The sequence below is a fragment of the Bradyrhizobium sp. UFLA05-125 genome, assembly GCF_059803515.1.
Window position 1 is genome coordinate 14,109 of record NZ_JBANBJ010000044.1, and the last position, 17,463, is coordinate 31,571.

Consider the following 17,463-nt stretch of genomic DNA (forward strand, 5'->3'; position numbering starts at 1 on the left):
ACCCCATGATCCATGCGACCTGCCATACCGCCGACAACGTCGTCTGCCTCGAGTTCGATGCCACGCCCTGGTTCAGCGAGGCTGACGCTCCGAGCATCATCGATCTGGCCCAGCGCGAATGGACGAGTGCCGCAATTGCTGAGTCGCTCGAGCGCCGGCGAGGATACGAACGCCTGCATAACCTCATGGAATATGCGGCGAAGCGACTTCAGGAGGACTCCTTGGAGGATCCGACCTGGGAAACCTTCGAGTGTATCGTCGACGGGCCGGAAGCCATGGCCTGGCTCGCGAAGAACCGGCCTGAAATTGTGGCACGGATTCCAAGCCAGCCGGCGTGAGCGCTAGGGTTTATCGGCTCTGATCGAAGCGGAACCGGGCTCGCCCTTTTCTCGCCGCCATCATCATTCACGGAGCTGGCAGGGCGGGGCAACGGTGGGCAGCGTTCCCGAAGGTTCCGTGTGATCGTCCGACATCTTCTGCAACATGAAACTCAGGTATCGCGACGCGCGCTCGTGCGCGGGCTCGCGTCCTTCGGCGCGCTCGCGCTTGGCGGATGCGCAGGCCTGGGCGCAACAGGCGCGCGCTTCGACGCGTCGTCCCTCTCGGTTGACCCCACATTGCTCGTCACCACGACGCGCAAGCCCGTGAACGGCGGTCGCACGAAACCCTGGTTCGGGCCGGAGCGCGCGACCACGATGACGGTCGCGCGGGCCAAGCTGGTGGCGCCGGACGAGAGCCGTCTTTCGCTCGCCGCGGTCGGACTTGGCGATTGGCGCCTTGACCGGGTCGAACCGGTATCGGCCGACGCTGGCGATCTCCTGGCGCAAGCCAGCGGTGGGGGAGACGTGCTGATCTACGTGCACGGCTTCAAGCAGACCTTCGAGACCGCAGCGCTCGATGCCGCCCATCTCTCCGATGGGATCAAGTTCCGCGGCCGGACCATGGTGTTCTCCTGGCCCTCAAAGGCAGGACTGTTCGACTATGCCTATGACCGCGACAGCGCGATGTGGTCCCGCGACGATTTCGAGCGCGTGCTCTCCTCCCTCGTGTCGGCTCCGGGTAGCGGCCGCGTGCACATCGTTGCGCACAGCATGGGAACCATGCTGACGCTCGAAAGCCTGCGTCAGCTCTATGCGCGATACGGCGACACCGTTACGGGCAAAATCGGCGCGGTGGTTTTTGCGGCGCCTGATATCGACATGGACGTGTTCTCGTCGGCGATCCACCGCATCGGCCCGCTCGCCGGCAAGATCACCGTGATTGCCGCGACGAACGATCGCGCACTGGCGCTCTCGGGGCAACTCGCCGGCGGAATGACACGGGTCGGCGCTGCCGAGAAGGCCACCATCGAGCGGCTCGGCGTGCGCGTGATCGACGCCTCCGACGCCGGCTGGGGCATCATCAACCACGACCTGTTTCTGTCGAACGCCGAGGTGCAGCGGGTGATCCGCCGCTCGATCGACGGCACGACCACGTAAAAGGGCGCCGGCTCCTCCGCCTTTGCCGCGCGATCCCATGCTATTATGATGCGTGGACGATCACCGGGAGCCTCGGTTGCAGCGCCAGCAGTTCAAGATCGACATCCAGTCCGACGAGCCGGTCTGGACGCCGGCGCGCGCGGCGCTGTGGCGACGCATTGAGCAGCATAATTTCGAGCCCGACACGCCGCTGAACTTCACCCGACGCCTCGCGCGCGACCACGGCTGGAGCCTCGACGAGGCCCGTGCGGCCGTCGAGGCCTATCGCCGCTTCTGCTTTCTCGCCGTCGTCTCGCCGACGCCGGTCACGCCGAGCGAGATCGTCGACGAGGTCTGGCACCAGCATCTGATCTATTCACGCGACTACTGGACGATCTGGTGCGGCGAGAGGTTACAGGCCCCGCTGCACCATGATCCCACTCCCGGCGGGCCCGAGGCCCAGGCGACCTATCGCCGGCAATATGCCGAGACGCTCGCGCTGCATGAGCGCATGTTCGGGCCGCCAAGCGCGGCGCTGTGGCCGGCGACACATCTGCGCTTCGGGCGCCAACGCTATCATGTGACGGACCGCCGCCGCTGGCTTATCATCCCCAGACCCATCGCATGGATTCGCGATCGATTGATGAGGACGAACCGATGACATGGAATCCGTTGGACTGGACGGCTGGTCCCTTCCTGACTCTCTATCTGACCAGCGCAGCCATCATCTTCCTGCTGGGTTACCATTTCAGGTCGACGATCGGCCCCCCTGCCAACGCGACGCGCCAGTTGAACGCGCTGGAATTGGCCTATCTCGGCGGCGGCGCACGGCGCCTCGGCGATGTGATCCTGCTCAGCCTGACGTCGGGGAATGGTGCCACCATCGCACAGAACGGCCGCACCATCACCGTCACCGACCAGACGCCGCTGACCACCATCATGCGCAAGCCGGCATCGCTCGCGGTCCAGTCGGACATGACGCGCCAGCAATTCCAGACGGCGGTCAAGCCGATCGTCCAGCAGATCCAGGGGCGCCTGCAGCAGCTCGGCTATGCCCCGTCCGACGCGCAGATGACGTCCTTCCATCTGACGGTCCTCCCTTTCGTCGCGCTCCTCCTGGGTCTCGGAGCCATCAAGGCCGTCGTCGGCGCGGAGCGGCACCACCCGGTCGGCATCCTGATTGTCCTGCTCGTCGTCACCGTCATCGGGGGCATCCTGCTGGCGCAGCGACCCGCGCGAACGCGCGCAGGCAAAGAGGCCCTCGAGAGCTATCAGGCCTCCAACGCGCGGGCCTCGCGCGCGCCGCGCGACCACGAGCTGCTTCTCGCCGTGGCGCTCTCCGGTGCCGTCGTCCTGTCGGGGACTCCCCACGCCCCGGTCTATGCCGCATCACAAACGATGAGCAGCGGTGGTGGTGGCGATGGTGGTGGCGGTTGCGGTGGGGGCGGCGGAGGTGGCGGCGGATGCGGCGGGTGCAGTTGAGGGGGAACTGCCGCAAAGACAAAAGGGTCGAAAACAACCCCATGCAAAGTAGCCGGCGATTTGCCGCCGCGAGGCTTATGCATACCGGACAAGATATTGAAATATCATACGAATCGCGCAATTTTCCCGCGCGCTGAAGGCCCGCCATAGCGGAAACGGGATTGGAACTCGGGAACAGGTGATGCGTTACGACGGCGCGGATGAGTAAGCCGCGTTGCGAAGTTGACGAGCCCCAGCTTTCGCGGCCGGGATGACCGAGACAGCTCCACCACCTTCCGCATCATTGACCGGCATTGGCGCACCTCGGTGAAGGAGGGCTGCATGTCAAACGGCGTCGGTTCGAGACATATCCAGGAAGCAGCCGCCGGCCGGCAGGACGAAAAGCGCGCCGGATGGAGCTGGTGGTACCTGCTCCTCCTCATTCAATTCGTCGCCGTTCTCTGGCCGCCGTTCTACAACATGGCCGAGCCCGAGCTCATCGGCATCCCATTCTTCTACTGGTACCAGCTTCTCTGGGTCATCATTGGAGCCATCCTGACCGCAATGGTCTATTTCGCGACGGAGGAATAGCCCGGTCGCGGGTGCAGTCACGCAAGGGGAAACGATACCGAGGAGGGCCAATCGGGAGGAGTGCCGTGCAGGACGTCAACTGGACTGCCTTGATCATCTTCCTGGTGCTGTTTGGGCTGATCACGTGGCTCGGCTTTGCAGCCGCGCATTGGCGCAAGGGCGACCTCGACCAGCTGCACGAATGGGGACTTGGCGGACGCCGCTTCGGTACGATCGTCACCTGGTTCCTGATCGGCGGCGACCTCTACACGGCCTACACCTTCATTGCGGTTCCGGCGCTGGCTTTCGGGGCCGGCGCGGTCGCCTTCTTCGCTGTCCCGTATACGATCATCGCTTATCCCATCCTCTTCCTGGTTTTTCCGCGGCTTTGGTACGTCTGCCACCGGCACAACTACATCACGGCCGCCGACTTCGTCCGCGGGCGCTTCGGCAATCGCTGGCTCGCACTGGCGATGGCGGTCACCGGCATCGTCGCGACGTTGCCTTATATTGCGCTCCAGCTGGTCGGGCTTCAGGTCGTGATCGGAGGGATGGGCGTTTCCGGCGAGGGCTATAGTGGCGACTTGCCGTTGCTGTTTGCGTTCATCATCCTCGCCGCCTTCACCTATTCGAGCGGACTGCGGGCCCCCGCGTCGATCGCAATCGTCAAGGACATCCTGATCTACATCACGGCGTTCGCCACCATCATCCTCGTTCCCATACAGCTTGGCGGCTTTGAGAAGATCTTCGCAGCCGTACCGGACTCGAAGCTCCTGCTGGCGACGCCCGGCGCCAACACGACCGGCGCGTACGGCGCCTACGCGACGCTGGCGCTCGGGTCGGCGCTGGCGCTCTTCCTTTACCCGCATTCAATCACGGGCATCCTGAGCGCCAGCAGCGGACGCGCCGTCAGGCGCAATGCGGCACTTCTGCCTGCCTATTCATTCATGCTTGGCCTGCTTGCGCTCGTCGGCTTCTTCGCCATTGCCGCAGGCGTCGGCACGCTTCCCGAATACGCGACCGGCTTCAAACAGTTCGGCAACAATTTTGCGGTGCCGGCCCTGTTCCTCCACACCTTCCCGTCATGGTTCGTCGGCATCGCCTTTGCCGCCATCGGCATCGGAGCGCTCGTGCCGGCTGCGATCATGTCGATCGCTGCCGCCAATCTCTACACACGCAACATTCACCGCGAATTCATCAACGGCGCGCCCACCGACAAGCAGGAAGCGCAGATGGCAAAGATGGTGTCGCTCATCGTCAAGTTCGGCGCGCTGGCCTTCATCGTGTTCGTGCCATCGAAATTCGCGATCTACCTGCAGCTCCTCGGCGGAATCTGGATCATCCAGACGCTGCCGGCCGTGATGCTCGGCGTCTACACGCGATGGTTCAACGATTGGGCGCTGCTCATCGGATGGGCCGCGGGAATTGTTGCGGGAACCGCAATGTTCGTCGCGGCGAACCTTACCCCGACCTATGCTCTTGCGGTGGGCGACTTCACCTTTCCCGGCTATTCGGCGCTGTACGCCGTGGTCCTCAACCTCATTCTGACACTCGTCCTCACGCCGCTGTTCAATCTCGTCAGCCGCACTTCGGCCGATGAGACTCTCGCGACCGAGTATCGGGCGCCGTTGCGAACCTGAGAAAGAAATCGCAAGACGGAAAAGCGCACCGCCGCACGACGATGCCGGATCACGTCATACGCTATGCGCGGCCCTTGATCTCATAGTGGCCCGGCACGCATTTGTAGCGCTCGATCCGCCAGTTTGAATGATACAGCGGATGTTCACCCATCCACTTCGCAAGCGGCGCCTGCGCCCCCTTCATGCAGTCTTGAAACGTGATGTCGGGCGTCATGCTGCTGTTGGTCACGATCTCCTCGACGCAGCTACCCGCGGCGGCGCCGCTGAGGTGACAGAGAATTGCAACGACGGTCACGAACATGCATCGCATCCCTTCCGGTTTCGAGGGGCGAGCAGCGTGCACGATTGCAGCGTCCTCGCCCTTCAGCGGGTCCGATCTTACCGAGCGCTACCGACGCGTCATCCTACTTAGGCCCTGATCGTACTTTGGTCCTGATGCGAGTCCGTAGTCGCTCGGACGCGGCAGAAATCTGGACGGCAAGATAGGCTTATCCGGCAAAAAGCGTCTCGATCGCCAAGAAACTGCAATCAGCAGCTTAGCGAGGTCTTCACGCAACTAATTCTTGGCGCAACTAATTCTTGGCGTTCCGCGTCTTGCTCGCTCCCCTGAGCGGGGCCGCGGGTGATGGAGCCGGATTGTCCCAGCCTGCCATCTGCAGACAGGTGAGCAGATCGACATAGCTTTGTATGCCCCCAGCCGTAGCCTCGCCTTCGCAAGTTTCACGCATCGGAGCAGGAACGGTCAGCCAGGTCGAACTTAGCTGTTGCTGCGCAATCCTCTCGTCACGCATGCATTCGCCGGCGTCCTGCGCGAGAGCGAGTCCCGACGCCTTGTCGTCAGCAGAAACGTCCCTGCAAAGAGCTTCCACGTTCAGGATGGGCACGCGGTCTGAAATCGCTACCGTGGGCTGACCAAGAAGCGATAATGCCAACAGCGCTGCTTTCATCTGATCCTCCCCTTTTGAATTGGATTGGACGGGGCAGCTCAGGGAAGTTAGGCCTGATTTGTTTCCGGCCGGCTTCGCCTGGCCGTGAAAGGGCTTCGTCCCGGGCCGAAATCGAAAGGCCGGCTCGCCGGCGATGAATGCCTGCCGCAAGACATGGGAACGGCGCAACGGCGGCCGCTGGCAATGGCGCCGGAACGTCAGCGAATGGCAATCGCTGCCAACACTCGACGAAGGTAGACGGCGGTGAATTCGCTCGATTTGCTCCGCGCTGTCGATGCGGACTCGGCACAGCCGATCTCAATGCGACTGCGCGCCGCGATTGCGGCGACTCCATTCGAACATCCGAAGCTTGCCGTCATCGCCGTTGTGAACACTGAGGGCTGTGCCGCGCGCTTAGAAGCAGCACGCGCCCGCTCGGCTCGGGTGATCAGATTCCGAGCCCTACCGAGAGCGCGGACTAGCTCGCGGTGCGCCCGTGTTCCCAATGTTGCAAAATGGGCTCTCGCCCCGCTGCCTGTGGATTAACGCGCCATTAAGTCCCGGGCCATCACCATGCTGATAAGCTCCGGTTGGGCACGGGGATCTCAACATGATTGAAGTAGTGCTTTTCGTCGCAGCAGGCGCATCACTGTACGGCCTAACTGGCTTTCTGTTTCGCGATCAGATCACAAGCCGGCACTGATCTATCATCTCTGCCCGTCAGCGCTGGTTCGGGCCCGGCTAGAGGCCACACGAGAACCTGCGCGAAGTCGATCGACTTTCAAAAAGTACAGGTTTTGAAAGAAGCGGATCGACGCTGATTCATCGGTCGATTTAGATTCCGAAAGTCTTACTTTCAAAAGGGGCGATCGGCGATGCGTTACGGCTATGCACGGTCAGCTCAAACGGCCAGGACTACGCGGGACAAGTGGAAGCGTTGAAGGCCGCAGTGTGTGAGCGCATCTTCAGCGAGAAGGCATCCGGCAAATCGATCAGCGGCCGGCCGGAGTTTGATCGGCTGGTGCGGGCCTTGCCCCGGACGATGTGGTCACGGTCACCAAGCTAGACCGGCTGGCACGTAGCAGCCGCGACCTACACAACATCCTTCACGAGATCGCCTCGCGCGATTGCGCCTTCGTCTCGCTGGGCGAAGCTTGGTGCGACACCACGACCGACGTGGGCCGGCTGGTGCTTACCATCATGGGCGGCACTGCCGAGTTCGAACGGGGGCTGATTCAGAAACGCTGCGAGGAAGGGATTGCCCGGGCCAAGCGTGAAATATCAGATCATTCCCACGACCGGACATCGCCAATTTCGTGACAGATATCACGAGCGAACGCTGACAATCATCGCACGCGCTAATGGGCGGGAGATTTCGGCCTCAAGAATTCAGCGGTCTCCCGCCGAAACGCCTCCAGCGGAACGGCGCTCCTGTCTATCCAAACCCTTCAGCGCATGCCAGAGCCAGCGGTGGGACTGAGCGCGCTTATGAACCGCGCGCTGACGTGTTTAGGGCTCCGCCGAAGTTCTTGAGGACCTCTGACACCATGCTGCTGAGACCGCCGGAAACTGCGTCCAGCTGATCGCTCGTCAAGACGCGGCCTTCGAACCAGACTTTTCGCTCTGTATTGGTCGGCTTCCTCACATCCGTCATGTCATTTCTCCTTTGGCGATCGTGTGTGCGCTAGCGGTAGCCAATCCTAAAACGAGGCGGCGGCCACCATTTGCTCAATGCAACCTGAACACGCCATCGACGGCGCGCAGTTCAGCCGGCTTGATCAGCCTGGAATGCGCCACGGTGACCGAGAACAAGGGGCCGTCGAGCTTCTCCCGCCAGAAGGCGAGAAAATCCTGCAGCGCCGGGAATTTCGGAAACAGATCGTAATTCTGCCAGACATAGGTCTGCAGCAGCGAGCGATGATCCGGCATCCGATAGAGGATCCGTGCCGTCGTCAGCCCGTATCCCATCACTTGTTTCCGAAAATCCTCGGAAGCAATCCCAACCCGAGAAGCCATGCTCAATCTCCATTCCCTCCACGCGCTGGTCCGTCCCAGCAGATCATCTTCGCCGTCACGAGCTGACACCCCCTTATCGCTCTCGAAGCGCCCGCCATCAGTGATGGCCATCACTCCCGACCTCTCGGGGCCGATGCAGAGCGCGAGTCATTCGAACGCTCATGCGACATCGTCGCCAAATGGAGCAATGGTCTCTCCGCGCAAAAACGCGCAGAGAGACCGCCCTGCCCATTTACCCGAAAAGCCACGACCATGAGGCCGGCCTGTTTGTAGTTAGTCTGGTCACGAAGTGGAATGGCGGCCCACCGTCGCCCCACTGGTAGAATTGCGAAGAATTTCCGCCGCCGGTCACTTGATCGAGCTGATCGTCGCGTAGCAGGTCTGTCGTGGCGTTAGTCACTCTCTGATGGTCGGTCGTGTTCGTCATGGCTTCCTCATGGTGTTGAGAATCAACTTCTAGGCAGCAATGCGCGCTCTGGCTGTGATAATAACTGTCACACGCGGCGAGCCTATCGTTGTGCTGCCTCGGAAGGGATTCCGTCCAGGAGGCCACCGGCTGCTCGCGTGCAACTGTCGCCAAGATCGCGAAGCGCGCTCAGAAGGCTGCCTAGCGCGCGCACACCCTGCCCACGACGCACCGAGCCCCGTCCTGCATACCGCTGGGTGGGGCTTTTGCTTGCCCCGCGCCGTGCGCTGGCGCGAGGTGGGCCTTAGCAAAGCACCGCCGCGATCGTGAGGAGGCCGATAGCCGCCAACGACCAGGAGAGCGTCTGCAGCATCCATGATGAGTAGTGGTCGCGCTTCATGCCCGCAGCACGGCCCAGCGCTCACCGAGGACTCTTGATCCATCTCAAAGAACCCAGGAGCCGCGCCCGCGCGGGCCGCGTGGGCTGACGCGAAATCCCAAATTCTTGGCTCGCAATCACAAGACTTACCGGCCGAACTTGCGATAAGCGAACCATTTTCTGGGGAAACTGAAATAGATGGCTCGGTTTCACTTTCACAAGCACCAAGATGGGAAACTGATCGAAGACCACAAAGGGCGTTCGTTTCCTGACGAAAAAGCTGCGTGTCGCCATGCGTTGCGTGAGGTTGCTGCAATCATCGGGCGGATCGGCCGTGGCGATGATCACGCCGGAACATATGTCGCCATTGAAGTGGAAGACGGCGAGCGTACGCGATGCGTTGTCAGAGCTTTTATAGTCGTTGAGCATCCTCGCTGAAGTCATGCGCCGCAGCAAACAACATCGTCTGGCGAGCCACTGACAATCAGCATCGCATCGGCGGGTTTGATCCCCGCAGCCCTCGCGGCCGAGAACCTGAGGGGCGCGCGAATCGCGCACCATGCGTTGGCGCGCGTCGGCAGCGCTGTACGGGCTCGGATGATCTAGCCGCCCAGGAGAAGGACGGCGGCGCAGAAGCCCGAGACGGCTAAAGCGATAAAGCAGCGTTCCACAAGATCCATCTGCGATCCTTCCGGGACCACCCCACCCGTAAACGTTGAAAGCGGCCTAAGGGTCCTATCAGCGCCGATCTCGGCAGGCCAGATGCACCACGACTTGCGTGCTTTTCTAGGCTGTTTCCATTAAGGAATCGGAATCGCTCCAGCCTCCCGTTGCGTTGACACCAGAGACGCGCGAGCCGATGCTCGCGTCGCCGCTCGTCGAGTGGCGCGGCGGCTTTCGCAGGGCCGACATTCCCAAGGAGACCAACGATTCACCGCGTCCCGGCCGGCGCGCGGGAGCAAAACGTTGGCCGTCGTTTAAGGAATACTGCGATGATGGAATCTTCCGGGAGCATCATGACCCTGCAGCAATTCGTCAACGCCGCCGGCACCGCCACCGTCAAGCTGGTGAGGCGGACCAGGGAAGTCACCGACGCCCTCGGCAAGAGCTGGATCGTCACCATCGGCTATGCCGTGGTCATCAACTCCACCGACAACTACTCCACTTTCTATCCCTATGAGGACCGAGCCGAAGCGGCAGCCTGCTACATGGACGTAGTCCAAGATGGCTCCGAGATCGACACCGAGCGCGTCGCCGCCGCGCGCTGATCCACGAAACAGAAGTGCAGGGTCTTCGGTCTCCGCGCTAGATCAGTGCAGCAAACCAACCAGCCGCGCCTTGTTGATCAAGTACGACACAAAGGCCGAGCATGCACCGATCATAAACAGGGCATCCGCTTCGTCGACATCGGGTGCATCCTTTTCGAGGAGCGAATGCCGAATACCCTCTTGATCGCTGGTGAAGCCATAGATTTTTGTGAAGCCATGCTTCAATGCACTGTGGATATTGGTCCTCTGTTCGAGCTTCGCTAATGCGCGACTAAACTCACCGTCGGGTTCAAGCACTCGAACGACAGATTCGACAGCATGAATGCTTTCGCGGACACTGTCTGCGAAATGACCTGACGTGAGCTCCGCCGCCGCTGCTTTTAGGTGCTCATGTCCTCCAGCGAGTGAGGCTCCGCTGAGATCGTTCAACGCCTGCCCAACGACAGCTGCGTCCAGGTTGTTGCCGATCGGAACGAGAACGTCGCCGCCCACCACGCGATAAGGTGCACGGCAATATCTCAGTCTAGCCTCGAGCTGGTTCGCAAATCCCGGGGGAGGCTGATGCTGAAGAACGAACTGCAGCCACCCATAGATTTTTGCGTAATCACCCGGGCGGCGCGAGGCGGACAATCGACTCTCTGCGATATCCGCCATGATCACCTGGGCTGTCGACCGCGGGACGCTGACTGCCAACCATCTCCGCGGCTTCAAGCGGCTCTACCACGTCGACCGCTCCGAAATCATCTGGTTGCCCGAGCACATCGCCGCCTTCATGAAGGTCGCGCCGATCGAGATGCAGCGCGCGCTGATCCTGGCGCTACATACCGGCCAACGCGAGGGCGACCTCTTGCGCCTGCCGTGGTCAGCTTACAAGGGTACTCACATCGAGCTCCGCCAGGGTAAGGCCCGTCGGCACGGCAGTACGGCGCCGCTGATCCAGATCCCCTGCACGACGGCACTGCGCCGCATGCTGGACGGCATGGCGCAGGTCTCGACCTTGGTCTTGACGACGAAGACCGGCCAATCACTGAAGGCACGTTACTTCAACACGCTCTGGGACCGGACCATGACGAAGGCCGGCTTGCAGACCGTGACCCTGCCGGGACTAGACGAGCCGGTCGAGCTTCACTTCCACGATCTGCGCGGCACCGCCGTGACGCTCTTGTCCGAAGCCGGCTGCACGCCGCAGCAGATCGCGACCATCACGGGTCACTCGCTGAAGACGGTGCACAGGATCTTGGAACGTTATCTCGCCCGGACGCGTGGGCTTGCCGAGCAGGCGATCTTCAATTTCGAGAACAGCCCCCGAACAAAGTTTGCAAACCAATTGCAAACCAGCGCGGCGACCGGGTCGAGCCGAAAAGGCAAAAGCGATGCCGATCAATGACATGAATGGCGCGCCCGGAACGATTCGAACGTCCGACCCTCAGATTCGTAGTCTGATGCTCTATCCAGCTGAGCTACGGGCGCGTGTTTCGCAAACAGCTATGCGGGCGAGGCCCACACGCAGCCTCCGGACGGAGCCGGAGGGGGTGCGAAAGAGCGCTCTGACTAACCGCTCTTGCCCCGGTTGGCAAGGTCTGGGAGGGCGGTATTTGGGGCCCCCTTTGAGCCATTCCGGGGCGGTGCGCAGCACCGAACCCGGAATCCAGCGGTTTTGGCGCGAGATTCCGGGTTCTCGCTTCGCGAGCCCCGGAATAACGAGGAGACGGAGCGCCACCCTGGAACGACCGAGGGCCGAGGGCCCTCACGCCATGAATGACGCGGGAGGTCGGCCTCTGGCCGACCTTACGCCCTCGCCCGCTCGTTGCGGATGGAGAGGAGTTCCACGGGGCGGTCGGGGATCACGATTCGGAAGGTCGCGCCGATGGTGCCTTCGACGAGGTGAATGTCGCCGCCATGGGCGCGGACGAGCTCGGCGGCGATCGCCAGCCCAAGCCCGCTGCCGCCGGGACGGCCCGAGGTCTGGAACGCCTCGAACAGGTGCTCCCGGGTCTTTGCCGGCACGCCGGGGCCGGTGTCGGAGACTTCGAGAATCGCGACCGCGCCCTCGCGCTTGCCGGTGATCCGGATCTGCTGCGGAGCGGTCGCGCTCGCGGCGTGCGTTTCCAGCGCCTGCGCCGCGTTGCGGACGAGGTTGAGCAGCACGCGGAACAGCTGGTCGGGATCGGCATCGATCGACAGCCCGCGCTCGATCGCAGCGACCCAGGTGATCGAGGCATCGGAGGCGAGGCCCGCGGTCTCGCGCACCTCTATGACCACCGGCTCGATCAGGATCAGGCGGCGATCGGGCGCGGCCTCCTGGGCGCGTCCGTAGGACAGGGTCGACTGGCAGAACGCGATGGCGCGCTCGAGCGATCGCACGAGCTTTGGCGCAAAGCGCTGCACCCGCGGATCGGGGACGCTGGCAAGCTGGTCGGACAGGAGCTGCGCCGACGCGAGCAGGTTGCGCAAATCGTGGTTGATCTTTGATACGGCAAGCCCAAGGGCTGCGAGCCGGCTCTTCTGATGCAGCATCGACATCAGGTCGCGCTGCATGTCCGACAGCTCGCGCTCGGCCACCCCGATCTCGTCGCCGCGCTGGCTCGGCACGATGATTCCCGCGGAGCTCTCCGGGTTTTCATGGAAGCCGACCAGGCTCGCGGTCAGCCGCCGCATCGGCCGCACGAACAGATAATGGAGCGCGAGATAGACGAGGCCGGCGGTCAACACCGCGATGAACAGGGCGACCACCACGACGTTGCGGGAGAAGCGGTACATCGCCTGCCGCAGCGGCAATTCGTCGGTAACGACCTCGATGAACTGCGCATTGCCGCTGGCCGGGCCGACGATGCGGATGGCCTGGTTGCCGGTCTCCAGCATCATCTGGAAGGAGCCGGTGATCGCCTGCCACACCGTCATCTCGCGCAGGTCGATGTCGTGCTCGATTGCGGCCGGCAGGTCGGCGCTGGCGAGCAGGCGCCGCTGCTGGCCCATCTTGATCGCCACCGCGCGTGCATTGATGCTCCTGAGGATCTGCCGCGACAGCGAGTCAGGGACCATGCCGAGCGGCGCGGCGTCGAGCACCAGCGCCGCGGTGTTCGCCGCGGCGACGCGGTCGTTCAGCCGGTTGACCCAGAAGTTCGCGATCGCCGGCACATAGAGCATGCTCGCCGCGATCATCACGAGGGGGACGGTCAGCAGCAGGAGCTTGCCGGACAGGCCGAGCCGGTGCGGAGCGCGCAGCCGCACTTTCGCCGGCTCCGGAGGCCCCATGGGCCCCAGGTCTTGGCGCTCTAGGTCTTGGCGCTCCAAGCCCCTTTGGGCGGGCTGAAGGTCTGTCGCTGACACGAATATCGCCTTCGTTGGCCTCGACTTGCGGAGGATGCGGCCCCTAGCACCGGTCGGTCAAATTACCGATCGCTAATCTGCCGAGGTAGGATGTAAGCGTGGAAACAGCGAGTCGCTACCTCCACTGGGAAAAACCCCGCGGAAACAGCGATATTCACCAATTGGACCTCTCCCGCGGCGTTGACGAAAAGGGGACGCTCCCTTATAAGCCGCGCCGAATTGTCCGCGATGACCCGGTGTGACACCGGGAGCGGCTCTTTTTGGGCCGGAAAGGGCCCGTTTTGGGCCGCATCTTTCGGACGTATCCATCAATTCCAAAGGCAAATTGCCCGGTCAGCGGAGAACAACCCGTGAAGCGGACTTATCAACCCAGCAAACTGGTGCGCAAGCGCCGTCACGGCTTCCGTGCCCGCCTCGCCACCGCCGGCGGCCGCAAGGTCCTCGCCGCCCGCCGCGCCCGCGGCCGCAAGCGTCTGAGCGCCTGAGCCGGACTGGCCCTTTTTGGGATTTCATCATGGATCGGCTGAGGCAGCGGGCGGATTTCCTCGCCGTTGCCAATGGCGCGCGGGTGAACAGGCCCGCGTTCGTCCTGCAAAGCCGTCGCCGCGATGATGCCGGCCCGATCCGGGTCGGCTTTACCGTTACCAAGAAAAACGGCACCGCAACCGAGCGCAATCGCATCCGGCGCAGGCTTCGCGAACTGGTGAAGCGCTGCGACCCGGTGTCAATGCACCCCCACCATGATTATGTGCTAGTCGGCCGCAGGGACGCGCTCACGCGCGACTTCGCGGTCATGCTCGACGACCTCCGCGCGGCGTTCGCCCAATCGCAGCGGCCGGCGACGAAGGGACGTGGGCAGACGCCCGCAGCCGCGGGCCGCAAACCGGACTGATGACGAGAATCCAGAGATGACCGACAATCGCAACACCATCCTCGCCGTCATTCTGTCCGGCCTGGTGCTGATCGCGTGGCAGTATTTCTACAACGTGCCGCAGATGGAGAAGCAGCGCGCGCAGCAGCAGGCGCAGGCCGAGCTTCAGAAGAGCACGCCGCAGCCCACGGCCACGGCGACGCCGGGCGCCACGCCGCAATCCGGCAACGCGGCCCAGCCGTCAGCGACGCCGACCACGAACCAGCAGGCCCAGCCGGCGGTTTCCCGCGACACCGCGATTGCCGCATCCCCGCGCGTGAAGATCGACACACCGAGGCTTGCCGGCAGCGTTTCTCTGAAGGGCGGACGCATCGACGATCTTGCGCTGGTGCAATACCGCGAAACCGTCAATCCGAATTCGCCGCCGATCATCCTCTATTCGCCCTCGGGCACGGCGGAACCCTATTACGCCGAGTTCGGCTGGGTGCCGGCGACCGGCGTTACGGCCAAGCTGCCGGACGCCCAAACCGTCTGGCAGCAGGACGGCAGCGGCAGCCTGACGCCGTCGACGCCGGTGGTGCTGAAATGGGACAATGGCGAGGGCCTCAGCTTCCGCCGCACCATCTCGGTCGACGACCATTATCTCTTCACCATCAAGGACGAGGTGAGCAATGTCGGCAACGCGCCGGTCACGCTCTATCCTTTCGCTCTGATCTCGCGCCACGGCACGCCGCAGGTCTCCGGCTATTACATCCTGCATGAAGGCCTGATCGGCTATCTCGGCGACCACGGCCTGCAGGAATACGCCTACAAGAAGATCGACGAAGCCAAGCAGGTGAACTTCAAGGCCACCAACGGCTGGCTCGGCATGACCGACAAGTACTGGGCCTCGGCGCTGTTGCCCGACACCAACGCCCAGCTCCAGGCCCGCTTCTCGTCGAACCCCACCGGCAACCTGCACACCTACCAGACCGACTATCTGCTCGATGCCGTGACGGTTGCGATCGGCGGCACCGCGACGGCGAATGCGCGGCTGTTTGCTGGTGCCAAGGAAGCCGGCGTCGTCGGCGTGTTCCCGTTCGCCGGGCTCGGCGGCTACAACAAGGAGCTGGGGCTGAACCATTTCGATCTCTTGATCGACTGGGGCTGGTTCTACTTCATCACCAAGCCGATGTTCCTCGGGCTCGACTTCTTCTACCGCTTCTTCGGCAATTTCGGCATCTCGATCCTGCTCGTGACCGTGATCGTGAAGCTGCTGTTCTTCCCGCTGGCGAACAAGTCCTACGCCTCGATGGCGAAGATGAAGTCGATCCAGCCGCAGCTTCAGGCGCTCCGCGAACGCTATCCCGACGACAAGGTGAAGCAGCAGCAGGAGATGATGGAGATCTATCGCAAGGAGAAGATCAATCCGGTCGCCGGCTGTCTTCCCGTGGTGATCCAGATCCCGGTGTTCTTCTCGCTCTACAAGGTGCTGTTCGTCACCATCGAGATGCGGCACGCGCATTTCATTGGCTGGATCAAGGACCTCTCGGCGCCGGATCCGACCAACCTGTTCACGCTGTTCGGCTTGATCCCGTTCGATCCGACCGCGATCCCGGTGTTCGGCCACTATCTCGCGCTCGGCATCTGGCCGATCATCATGGGCATCACGATGTGGTTCCAGATGAAGCTGAACCCGACGCCGCCGGATCCGACGCAGAAGATCATCTTCGACTGGATGCCGCTGATCTTCACCTTCATGCTGGCGGGCTTCCCGGCGGGTCTCGTGATCTACTGGGCCTGGAACAACACACTCTCGGTGATCCAGCAGAGCTTCATCATGCGCCGCAACGGCGTGAAGGTGGAGTTGTTCGACAATCTCAAGGCGACGTTCGCGAAGAAGGCGACGTAGCGTCTCACTCAGTCATTCCGGGATGGTGCGAAGCACCAGACCCGGAATCTCGAGATTCCGGGTTCGATGCTCCGGGCCGCGCTCCGCGGTCCCGTCGCATCGCCCCGGAATGACAGCGAAACAATGAGCTTCGCATGAATGACGACAATGATGCGAGGCTGATCGAAGCCGGGCGAAAGCTGTTCGCGCGCGAGTGGCGGTTCGTGTGGGCGTCGCCCTCGATTCAAACGCTGCCGCCGATGGCGGGGCTGGAGGTCGCCTTTGCCGGGCGCTCCAATGTCGGCAAGTCGAGCCTGATCAACGCGCTGACCGGCCGCAACAATCTCGCGCGCACCTCGCACACGCCGGGGCGGACGCAAGAGCTGATCTTCTTCGAGGGCCCCGACAACACCGGCCTGCGGCTCGTCGACATGCCCGGCTATGGCTATGCCAAGGCGCCGAAGACGCAGGTCGCATCCTGGACCGAGCTGATCCACAAATTCCTGCTCGGCCGCGCGTCGCTGGCGCGTGTCTATGTGCTGATCGACGCGCGGCACGGCCTCAAGGACGTCGATCTCGAAATCCTCAAGACGCTCGACCGCTCGGCCGTCAGCTACCAGATCGTGCTGACCAAGGCCGACCAGGTGAAGGCTTCGGAGCTCGCCAGCCGCATCACTGAAACGGAAGCGGCGCTGGCAAAGCACCCGGCCGCGTTTCCGAACGTGCTCGCGACCTCATCGCGCAGCTCGACCGGCATGGAGAGCTTGCGCGCCGCGATGGCGCGGCTCCTGGAAGAGCGGGCGTCGTGATGCCTGCATTGCGCCTGTTGATCGGACTTGCCGGCTTGATGGGCGCCGCCGGCGTGGCAATGGCCGCCGCCTCCGCCCACGGCACGGAGGCAAGCCGGCTCGCCACCGCAAGCTCGATGCTGCTGTTTCACGCAACTGCCATATTGGCGACGACGGCGCTGCTCGCGCGCGGCCTTCTGCACGGCGGAATTGGCCTCGTCGCCGCCTTCGGCTTCGTGATTGCGGCGGTATTGTTCGCAGGCGACCTGACGCTGCGCCAATATGCCGGCCATTCGCTGTTTCCATATGCGGCGCCGACCGGCGGAACGCTGATGATTTTGAGCTGGCTGGCGGTGAGCGTGGCGGCGGTGGTGGCGCGGAAATAGTGCCCTCTTCCTTCTCCCCTTGCGGGAGAAGGTGGCGCGAAGCGCCGGATGAGGGGTTCTATCGGCGCTCACTCTCGTTAGGGTCATTCGCGGAT

At 62.9% G+C, this 17,463-nt stretch carries 21 protein-coding genes and 1 tRNA gene; 16 read left to right on the forward strand and 6 right to left on the reverse strand.

The features are described 5' to 3' along the window. Positions 1 to 5: 5 nt before the first annotated feature. The 6 genes from SO156_RS29920 to mctP all read left to right on the forward strand — a co-directional run bounded on the left by SO156_RS29920 (position 6) and on the right by mctP (position 5,128). Positions 6 to 338, forward strand: a complete 333-nt coding sequence (locus SO156_RS29920) for a hypothetical protein (protein WP_458149071.1) — start codon at positions 6 to 8, stop codon at positions 336 to 338. 174 nt (positions 339 to 512) lie between these two features. Continuing rightward, positions 513 to 1,478, forward strand: a complete 966-nt coding sequence (locus SO156_RS29925; protein ID WP_498537271.1) for an alpha/beta hydrolase — start codon at positions 513 to 515, stop codon at positions 1,476 to 1,478. A 76-nt stretch (positions 1,479 to 1,554) separates the two neighbouring features. After that, positions 1,555 to 2,118, forward strand: coding sequence for a glycine-rich domain-containing protein (locus tag SO156_RS29930; protein WP_498537272.1), 564 nt, complete (start codon positions 1,555 to 1,557; stop codon positions 2,116 to 2,118). Next, complete coding sequence (locus SO156_RS29935; protein ID WP_498537273.1) at positions 2,115 to 2,939, forward strand: TIGR04222 domain-containing membrane protein; 825 nt, start codon at positions 2,115 to 2,117, stop codon at positions 2,937 to 2,939. The genes SO156_RS29930 and SO156_RS29935 overlap by 4 nt, the downstream gene beginning before the upstream one ends. Positions 2,940 to 3,260: 321 nt before the next feature. Then, on the forward strand, positions 3,261 to 3,509 hold the full coding sequence (locus tag SO156_RS29940; protein WP_458149067.1) for a DUF3311 domain-containing protein: 249 nt from the start codon (positions 3,261 to 3,263) through the stop codon (positions 3,507 to 3,509). Between the two features lie 65 nt (positions 3,510 to 3,574). Further along, positions 3,575 to 5,128, forward strand: a complete 1,554-nt coding sequence (gene mctP, locus SO156_RS29945; RefSeq protein WP_458149066.1) for a monocarboxylate uptake permease MctP — start codon at positions 3,575 to 3,577, stop codon at positions 5,126 to 5,128. 61 nt (positions 5,129 to 5,189) lie between these two features. Here mctP and SO156_RS29950 read toward each other — a convergent pair whose 3' ends face one another. Both SO156_RS29950 and SO156_RS29955 read right to left on the reverse strand, forming a co-directional pair. Further along, positions 5,190 to 5,429 carry a hypothetical protein gene (locus SO156_RS29950; protein ID WP_458149065.1) on the reverse strand — a complete coding sequence of 80 codons (240 nt, stop codon included), beginning with the start codon at positions 5,427 to 5,429 and terminating at the stop codon, positions 5,190 to 5,192. A gap of 271 nt (positions 5,430 to 5,700) precedes the next feature. Continuing rightward, positions 5,701 to 6,075 carry a hypothetical protein gene (locus SO156_RS29955; RefSeq protein WP_498537274.1) on the reverse strand — a complete coding sequence of 125 codons (375 nt, stop codon included), beginning with the start codon at positions 6,073 to 6,075 and terminating at the stop codon, positions 5,701 to 5,703. A 928-nt stretch (positions 6,076 to 7,003) separates the two neighbouring features. Here SO156_RS29955 and SO156_RS29960 point away from each other — a divergent pair. Both SO156_RS29960 and SO156_RS29965 read left to right on the forward strand, forming a co-directional pair. Further along, on the forward strand, positions 7,004 to 7,120 hold the full coding sequence (locus tag SO156_RS29960; RefSeq protein WP_498537308.1) for a hypothetical protein: 117 nt from the start codon (positions 7,004 to 7,006) through the stop codon (positions 7,118 to 7,120). After that, the gene (locus SO156_RS29965; RefSeq protein WP_498537275.1) at positions 7,099 to 7,374 is read left to right on the forward strand and encodes a recombinase family protein; all 276 of its coding nucleotides are present in this window, start codon (positions 7,099 to 7,101) and stop codon (positions 7,372 to 7,374) included. Before SO156_RS29960 ends, SO156_RS29965 begins: the two co-directional genes overlap by 22 nt. Positions 7,375 to 7,782: 408 nt before the next feature. On the opposite strand, the gene SO156_RS29970 is transcribed toward SO156_RS29965, so the two are convergent. Then, the gene (locus SO156_RS29970) at positions 7,783 to 8,070 is read right to left on the reverse strand and encodes an usg protein (protein ID WP_027528055.1); all 288 of its coding nucleotides are present in this window, start codon (positions 8,068 to 8,070) and stop codon (positions 7,783 to 7,785) included. 983 nt (positions 8,071 to 9,053) lie between these two features. Between SO156_RS29970 and SO156_RS29975 the strand changes: the two genes are divergently transcribed. Then, positions 9,054 to 9,293 carry a DUF6894 family protein gene (locus SO156_RS29975; RefSeq protein ID WP_498537276.1) on the forward strand — a complete coding sequence of 80 codons (240 nt, stop codon included), beginning with the start codon at positions 9,054 to 9,056 and terminating at the stop codon, positions 9,291 to 9,293. Between the two features lie 554 nt (positions 9,294 to 9,847). Further along, positions 9,848 to 10,123 (forward strand): hypothetical protein, encoded by a 276-nt coding sequence (locus SO156_RS29980; RefSeq protein WP_498537277.1) that lies wholly within the window; start codon positions 9,848 to 9,850, stop codon positions 10,121 to 10,123. A 42-nt stretch (positions 10,124 to 10,165) separates the two neighbouring features. Here the strand turns inward: SO156_RS29980 and SO156_RS29985 are convergent, their stop codons facing one another. After that, a complete protein-coding gene (locus SO156_RS29985; protein WP_498537278.1) occupies positions 10,166 to 10,777 on the reverse strand; it encodes a hypothetical protein in 612 nt (203 codons plus the stop codon). On the opposite strand from SO156_RS29985, the gene SO156_RS29990 reads away from it, so the two are divergent. Next, positions 10,776 to 11,510, forward strand: coding sequence for a tyrosine-type recombinase/integrase (locus tag SO156_RS29990; RefSeq protein ID WP_498537279.1), 735 nt, complete (start codon positions 10,776 to 10,778; stop codon positions 11,508 to 11,510). The genes SO156_RS29985 and SO156_RS29990 overlap by 2 nt on opposite strands. A 6-nt stretch (positions 11,511 to 11,516) precedes the next feature. Here the strand turns inward: SO156_RS29990 and SO156_RS29995 are convergent. Together SO156_RS29995 and SO156_RS30000 are read right to left on the reverse strand one after the other, a co-directional pair. Next, positions 11,517 to 11,593, reverse strand: a tRNA-Arg gene (locus SO156_RS29995). Positions 11,594 to 11,911: 318 nt separating this feature from the next. Next, on the reverse strand, positions 11,912 to 13,378 hold the full coding sequence (locus SO156_RS30000) for an ATP-binding protein (RefSeq protein WP_498537280.1): 1,467 nt from the start codon (positions 13,376 to 13,378) through the stop codon (positions 11,912 to 11,914). Positions 13,379 to 13,803: 425 nt separating this feature from the next. Here SO156_RS30000 and rpmH point away from each other — a divergent pair, with 425 nt between their 5' ends. The 5 genes from rpmH (at position 13,804) to SO156_RS30025 (ending at position 17,368) form a co-directional block, all read left to right on the forward strand. Further along, positions 13,804 to 13,938, forward strand: coding sequence for a 50S ribosomal protein L34 (gene rpmH, locus SO156_RS30005; RefSeq protein ID WP_008542748.1), 135 nt, complete (start codon positions 13,804 to 13,806; stop codon positions 13,936 to 13,938). Between the two features lie 29 nt (positions 13,939 to 13,967). Continuing rightward, on the forward strand, positions 13,968 to 14,345 hold the full coding sequence (gene rnpA / locus SO156_RS30010) for a ribonuclease P protein component (RefSeq protein WP_458151542.1): 378 nt from the start codon (positions 13,968 to 13,970) through the stop codon (positions 14,343 to 14,345). Positions 14,346 to 14,361: 16 nt separating this feature from the next. Next, complete coding sequence (gene yidC / locus SO156_RS30015) at positions 14,362 to 16,215, forward strand: membrane protein insertase YidC (protein WP_498537281.1); 1,854 nt, start codon at positions 14,362 to 14,364, stop codon at positions 16,213 to 16,215. A 134-nt stretch (positions 16,216 to 16,349) separates the two neighbouring features. After that, entirely contained in the window at positions 16,350 to 17,003 is a 654-nt protein-coding gene (gene yihA, locus SO156_RS30020) for a ribosome biogenesis GTP-binding protein YihA/YsxC (RefSeq protein ID WP_498537282.1), read from the forward strand. Continuing rightward, on the forward strand, positions 17,003 to 17,368 hold the full coding sequence (locus SO156_RS30025) for a DUF423 domain-containing protein (protein WP_498537309.1): 366 nt from the start codon (positions 17,003 to 17,005) through the stop codon (positions 17,366 to 17,368). Before yihA ends, SO156_RS30025 begins: the two co-directional genes overlap by 1 nt. Positions 17,369 to 17,463: the final 95 nt, after the last annotated feature.

Excerpts from the sequence above, each read along its gene's own strand:
- SO156_RS29920 (WP_458149071.1), top strand. The coding sequence starts at position 6 with ATGATCCATGCGACCTGCCATACCGCCGACAACGTCGTCTGCCTCGAG.
- SO156_RS29935 (WP_498537273.1), top strand. The coding sequence starts at position 2,115 with ATGACATGGAATCCGTTGGACTGGACGGCTGGTCCCTTCCTGACTCTC.
- SO156_RS29940 (WP_458149067.1), top strand. The coding sequence starts at position 3,261 with ATGTCAAACGGCGTCGGTTCGAGACATATCCAGGAAGCAGCCGCCGGC.
- SO156_RS29950 (WP_458149065.1), bottom strand. The coding sequence starts at position 5,429 with ATGTTCGTGACCGTCGTTGCAATTCTCTGTCACCTCAGCGGCGCCGCC.
- SO156_RS29955 (WP_498537274.1), bottom strand. The coding sequence starts at position 6,075 with ATGAAAGCAGCGCTGTTGGCATTATCGCTTCTTGGTCAGCCCACGGTA.
- SO156_RS29970 (WP_027528055.1), bottom strand. The coding sequence starts at position 8,070 with ATGGCTTCTCGGGTTGGGATTGCTTCCGAGGATTTTCGGAAACAAGTG.
- SO156_RS29975 (WP_498537276.1), top strand. The coding sequence starts at position 9,054 with ATGGCTCGGTTTCACTTTCACAAGCACCAAGATGGGAAACTGATCGAA.
- SO156_RS29980 (WP_498537277.1), top strand. The coding sequence starts at position 9,848 with ATGATGGAATCTTCCGGGAGCATCATGACCCTGCAGCAATTCGTCAAC.
- SO156_RS29990 (WP_498537279.1), top strand. The coding sequence starts at position 10,776 with ATGATCACCTGGGCTGTCGACCGCGGGACGCTGACTGCCAACCATCTC.
- SO156_RS29985 (WP_498537278.1), bottom strand. The coding sequence starts at position 10,777 with ATGGCGGATATCGCAGAGAGTCGATTGTCCGCCTCGCGCCGCCCGGGT.
- SO156_RS30000 (WP_498537280.1), bottom strand. The coding sequence starts at position 13,378 with ATGGGGCCTCCGGAGCCGGCGAAAGTGCGGCTGCGCGCTCCGCACCGG.
- rnpA (WP_458151542.1), top strand. The coding sequence starts at position 13,968 with ATGGATCGGCTGAGGCAGCGGGCGGATTTCCTCGCCGTTGCCAATGGC.
- yidC (WP_498537281.1), top strand. The coding sequence starts at position 14,362 with ATGACCGACAATCGCAACACCATCCTCGCCGTCATTCTGTCCGGCCTG.
- yihA (WP_498537282.1), top strand. The coding sequence starts at position 16,350 with ATGAATGACGACAATGATGCGAGGCTGATCGAAGCCGGGCGAAAGCTG.
- SO156_RS30025 (WP_498537309.1), top strand. The coding sequence starts at position 17,003 with ATGCCTGCATTGCGCCTGTTGATCGGACTTGCCGGCTTGATGGGCGCC.